The sequence below is a fragment of the Variovorax sp. 20P10.2.4 genome (assembly GCF_058244205.1).
On sequence record NZ_JBZAYE010000529.1, the window covers coordinates 1 to 5,158 of the forward strand.

5 protein-coding genes are annotated in these 5,158 nt (G+C 69.3%); 2 read left to right on the plus strand and 3 right to left on the minus strand.

Going from position 1 to position 5,158, the window contains the following annotated elements:
* Together AC27VN_RS32145 and AC27VN_RS32150 are read left to right on the plus strand one after the other, a co-directional pair.
* The coding region (locus AC27VN_RS32145) for a response regulator transcription factor (protein WP_490879180.1) at positions 1-262 on the plus strand (262 nt) is incomplete at its 5' end.
* Positions 263-315: 53 nt separating this feature from the next.
* Positions 316-978, plus strand: coding sequence for a hypothetical protein (locus AC27VN_RS32150; protein ID WP_490879181.1), 663 nt, complete (start codon positions 316-318; stop codon positions 976-978).
* A gap of 22 nt (positions 979-1,000) precedes the next feature.
* Here the strand turns inward: AC27VN_RS32150 and AC27VN_RS32155 are convergent, their stop codons facing one another.
* The 3 genes from AC27VN_RS32155 to AC27VN_RS32165 form a co-directional block, all read right to left on the minus strand.
* Positions 1,001-2,197, minus strand: a complete 1,197-nt coding sequence (locus AC27VN_RS32155; RefSeq protein WP_490879182.1) for a branched-chain amino acid ABC transporter substrate-binding protein — start codon at positions 2,195-2,197, stop codon at positions 1,001-1,003.
* Between the two features lie 162 nt (positions 2,198-2,359).
* Complete coding sequence (locus tag AC27VN_RS32160; RefSeq protein ID WP_490879183.1) at positions 2,360-3,508, minus strand: acyl-CoA dehydrogenase family protein; 1,149 nt, start codon at positions 3,506-3,508, stop codon at positions 2,360-2,362.
* Positions 3,509-3,556: 48 nt separating this feature from the next.
* Complete coding sequence (locus tag AC27VN_RS32165; protein ID WP_490879184.1) at positions 3,557-5,116, minus strand: long-chain-fatty-acid--CoA ligase; 1,560 nt, start codon at positions 5,114-5,116, stop codon at positions 3,557-3,559.
* Positions 5,117-5,158: the final 42 nt, after the last annotated feature.

Here is a 5,158-nt window from a genome sequence, read left to right on the forward strand (position 1 = left end):
GGCCCTGCCCGATGGCGGCGAGGCGGAGAACGCCGACGCCGCGGGCACCGACGGCCTCGCGGCCAGCGAGCCGCTGACGCGCAAGGAGATCCGCGTGCTGCAGCTGCTGGCCGAGGGCTATTCGAACGGTGCGATGGCCGAGAAGCTGTTCGTGTCGGACAGCACGGTGCGCACGCACCTGCGCAACATCAACATGAAGCTCGATGCGAAGAGCAGGACGCAGGCGGTGGCGATCGCGCGGCGGCTGGGGGTGATCCGGTAGGGAGCGCCGCGGATAATTCGCGCGCGGGATTTCAGTATTTCAAGGAGGAGTTCATGTTCGCAGCGTATTCGGCCGGCATGCTGCTGGCCGCGGCCATGGCCGTGTCGTCGCCGTCGATGGGCCAGACGGTCGAAGCGCCCAAGCTGGCATCGGGCGACACCTGGCGGTACCGGACCACGGACCAGTGGTCGGGTCGCGCCAAGAGCGAATCCATGTTCACCGTGGTGGGCCTCATGGGCGAATACGTTCGCATGGAGGTCGAGACCAGGACCTTCGCGACCAACGGTCAGCCCACGCTCAATGCGCCGTTCGAGATGACGAGCCGCACGAACCTCGACACCGTGCACATGGCCAACGGCAAGCCCAGCACGCGCATCAACTTCGCCTGGCCGCTCTTTCCGGGCAAGCGGTGGAACTACGAGTACGCGGTCTCGGTGCCCGGCAGCACGCTCGTCACCACCTTCCGGATGGCGGCGGAAGTGACGGGCTGGGAGGACGTGAGCACCAGCGCCGGCAAGTTCAAGACGCTCAAGGTGGTCCACACCGGCACGGCGGACGCAGGCGCCGGCATGGGCGCCAGCAAGACCTCCTGGACCTCCTGGTACGCGCCGGAGGTGAAGAACTACGTGCGCTACCAGATGGAAGTGACCGGGCCCGACGGCGCGCCGGGGCTGCGCGAAAGCTCGGAGCTGATGACCGTCAGGGTGCAGCCCTAGGAGTCCGCGCCGCCATCCGGCCTCAGTGCAGCACCGCCACCTGCACGCGGCGCGTGCTGCCGAAGGCATAGAGCGTGATCGCCCCGTCGCGCAGGTCGCCCCGCTCATCGAAGGAGATCGCGCCCATCACGCCGGTGAACGAGATCGCCTTGAGCGCCGGCAGGTACCTGGCCGGGTCGGCCGAACCCGCGTTCTGCATGGCTTGCGCCATCACCTGCACGGCGTCGTAGACATAGGGCGCGTAGAGCTGCATCGGCATGCCGAAGCGCCGCGTGAACCGGTCGTTGAGCGCGCGCAGGGCCGGCAGGTATTCCTCGTCGATGCCGCCGCCCTCGCCGCACAGCACGGTGTTCAGCACCGCTTCCGCGCCGGCGAGCCGCAGCAATCCGTTGGTGCAGATGCCGTCGCCGCCCATGAACATCGACGTCATGCCGGCTTGCCGGATCTGGCGCAGCAGCGGACCGGCCACCACGTCCATCCCGCCATAGAAGACCAGATCGGGTTTCGACGCGCGCAGCTTCGCGACCAGCTCGCCGAACTCGGTGCTGTAGTCCATCACGCGATCGCGACGCAGCACGGTGCCGCCGGCCTGCAGCACGCCGGCCTCGAAGGCGTCGGCGATGCCGCCGCCGTAGGCCGTGCGGTCGTCGACGATCGCGATCCGCCGGCCCTTGGCCACCTCGACCGCATAGCGCCCCAGCACCCTGCCGAGGCGTTCGTCGTGCGCAATCACGCGGAATGCCGTGGCATAGCCCAGCCGCGTGTAGCGCGGATTGGTGGCGCTCGGCGAGATCTGGACGATGCCCGCATCGCGGTAGATCTTTGCGGCCGGAATGGTGCTGCCCGAATTCAGGTGACCGACCACGCCATTCACGCCCGCGACCACCAGCGACAGCGCCACGCGGGTGCCCGTTTGCGGATCGCCGCCGTCGTCGCGGGCCACGAGCTCGAACTGGGCGCGCTTGCTGCCGATGAGCAGGCACTGCGCGTTCAGGTCCTCGACGGCCAGAATGGCGCCGTTCTCGTTGTCGCGGCCCAGGTGGGCCAGCACACCGGTCATCGGCGCGACGTGCCCGATCTTGACGGTGACCGAGCCTCCCGGTCCGGGCTCGCAGTTCGACGCCGCGGCCTGCGCGGCCGGAAGCGGGATCATGGGCGCCGCGGGCTGCACCAGTTGATAGCCCATGCCCGGTGCGCTCGCCGCACCCGCTGCGGGCACGGAGCGCAGGGACGTCTGGGCGCCACTCCCCGCACACGCCAGCACACCGGCGGCGGCCACCACGCACACGCGCACCCAACGCTTCCCACCCACTCCCTGCAACATCCTGTTCTCCTCGCGGCCCACGGCCGGCGCGGATTCTAGGGGGCCCGTCAGGCCCGCTCACAACGCCCGCGAGATCACCTCCTTCATGATCTCGTTGGTCCCGCCATAGATCCGCTGCACCCGTGCATCGGCATACATGCGCGCCACCATGTACTCGTTCATGAAGCCATAGCCGCCGAACAGCTGCAGGCATTCGTCGACCACCCTGCCCTGCGCCTCCGAGCCCCAGAGCTTGGCCATCGAGGCGGTGGCGGTGTCGAGCCTGCCGGCGACGAGGTCTTCGACGCAGCGGTCGATGAAGGCGCGGCCGACCTTGATCTGGGTCGCGATCTCGGCGAGCTTGAACTTGGTGTTCTGGAACTCGGCGATCGGCTTGCCGAAGGCCTTGCGGTCGCGCACGTAGTCGAGCGTGGCCTGGTAGGCGCCCTCCATGGTGGCGAGCGCGCTGACGCCGATGATGGTCCGCTCGTAGGGCAGGTCGCCCATGAGCTGGAAGAAGCCCTGCCCCTCGACGCCGCCGAGCACGGCATCGGCCGCCACGCGCACGTCGTCGAAGAAGAGCTCGGAGGTGTCCTGCGCCTTCATGCCGATCTTGTCGAGCACGCGGCCGACACGGAAGCCCGCGCAGCCCTCGGTCTCGACGATCAGGATCGAGGTGCCCTTGGCGGCCTGCGCGGGATCGGTCTTGGCCACCACCAGCACCACGCCGGCGAGGAAGCCGTTGGTGATGAAGGTCTTGGAACCGTTGATGACGTAGCCGCCGTCCTTCTTCTCGGCGCGCGTGCGCACGCCCTGCAGGTCGGAGCCGGCGCCGGGCTCGGTCATGGCCACCGCGCCGACCAGTTCGCCGCGCGCCATGCGCGGCAGGTAGTGCTGCTTCTGCGCCTCGGTGCCGTGGTTGAGGAAGTAGTGCGCGACGATGCTGTGCACCGAGGTCGCCATGCCGCTGAGGCCGCGGCGCGCGGCTTCCTCGTAGAACACGGCCTCGTGGCGGAAGTCGCCGCCGGCGCCGCCGTATTCTTCGGGGATGTCGGCGCACAGCAGGCCGAGCACGCCGGCCTTGCGCCAGATCTCGTGGCCGACGTGGCCGCGCTTGCGCGCCTCCTCGTCGTGCGGAACCATCTCGGCCTCGATGAAGCGCACCACGGTGTCGCGGTAGCGCTCCAGGTCCTCATCGCTCCAGGAGCGGCGAAAGTCGATCGTCATGTTCGGCGTGTCCTCGTTCGTCTCTTCGTTGATGTTCTGTGCGCGGCTTCAACCCACGCGGCGCTGCTTGCCGGCCCAGTAGGGATCGCGCAGCTGGAACTTCTGCAGCTTGCCCGCGGCCGACAGCGGCAGCGCATCGCGGAACTCCACGCTGCGCGGGCACTTGTAGCTCGCGATCTGCGCGCGGCAGTGCGCGATCACGGCCTCGGCCTCGAGCGCCATGCCCTCGCGCCGCACGATCACGGCATGCACGCGTTCGCCCCATTGGTCGTCGGGCACGCCGATCACGGCCGACATCAGCACCTGCGGCAGCTGCGCGATGGCATTCTCGACCTCGGCCGAGTAGACGTTCTCGCCGCCGCTCACGATCATGTCCTTCATGCGATCGACCACGAAGACGAAGCCCTGCGCGTCCATGTAGCCGCCGTCGCCGGTGTGCATCCAGCCGCCGCGCAGCGCGGCCTCGGTCTCGGCCGGCTTGTTCCAGTAGCCCTGCATCACCATCGGCCCGCGCGCGACGATCTCGCCGACCTGGCCCGCGGGCAGCTCGCGGTCCTCGCCGTCGACGATGCGCACCTCGGCGATGGCGATCGGCGTGCCGGCCGAACGCAGCAGGCGGTCGCGGTCGGGGCCCGGCAGATGGCAGCGCGGCGGCAGCGCCGTGACCACGGGCGACAGCTCGGTCATGCCGTAGACCTGCGCGAAGGCGGTGGCCGGCAGCGCGCGCATGGCCTGGTCGAGCAGCGCGGCATCGATGGGCGCAGCGCCGTAGAACAGCAGCTTCAGCCGCGACAGGTCGAATTCGCCGAAGCGCGGATGCTCGATCACGCGCTTGATCATGGTCGGCACCAGGAACATCTCGGTGACGCGCGCCTGCTGCAGGGTATCGAGCACCGCGAGCTCGTCGAACATCGGCACCACGTGCATGGGCACCAGCCGCAGCATGTTCTGGATCGCGATGCCGCAGCCGGCGACGTGGAACATCGGCGCGGCGACGATCGAAACCGCCTCGTGCCCATCGCGCGGCAGGGCCGCGACGGTGGCCAGCGCATTGATGCAGAGGCTGCCATGGCTCAGCATCACGCCCTTGGGCCGGCCGGTGGTGCCGCCGGTGTACATCACGGCCGCGAGCTCGTCGCCGGTGTGCGGCGCGTCGTCGATGGCCGCGGTGCCGGCCAGCAGCGCCTCGTAGCCGATCATGCCCTCGGGCACCTCGCGCTCGCCGCAATAGACCACGGTGCGCAGCGACGTGGAGAGCCGGCGCAACTCGCCGACCAGCGGCGCGAACAGGTCGTCCACCAGCAGGATGCGGGTGTCGCAGTCGTCGAGCGAGTAGGCGACTTCCTTCGGGTTCCAGCGGATGTTGACGGGATTGACGACGCCGCCGCCCCACCAGGTGCCGAAGAAGTATTCGACGAAGCGGTGCGAGTTGAGGCTCATCATGCCCACGCGGTCGCCGCGCGCCATGCCGAGCTGCTGCAGCGCGGCGCCGAGCCGCGCGACGCGGTCGGTGAATTCGCCGAAGCCGAGGCGGTGCGCGCCGCTGACGATGGCGGTGGCCTCGCCCTTCTCGCGGCGGCCCTTGTGCAGGGACTGGGTCAGGTACATGGGAGCCTCCTCTGTCTTGCCGATGCCGATGCCGATGCGCGG

Coding starts and splice junctions, on each gene's coding strand:
- AC27VN_RS32150 (WP_490879181.1), top strand. CDS start 316: ATGTTCGCAGCGTATTCGGCCGGCATGCTGCTGGCCGCGGCCATGGCC.
- AC27VN_RS32165 (WP_490879184.1), bottom strand. CDS start 5,116: ATGTACCTGACCCAGTCCCTGCACAAGGGCCGCCGCGAGAAGGGCGAG.
- AC27VN_RS32160 (WP_490879183.1), bottom strand. CDS start 3,508: ATGACGATCGACTTTCGCCGCTCCTGGAGCGATGAGGACCTGGAGCGC.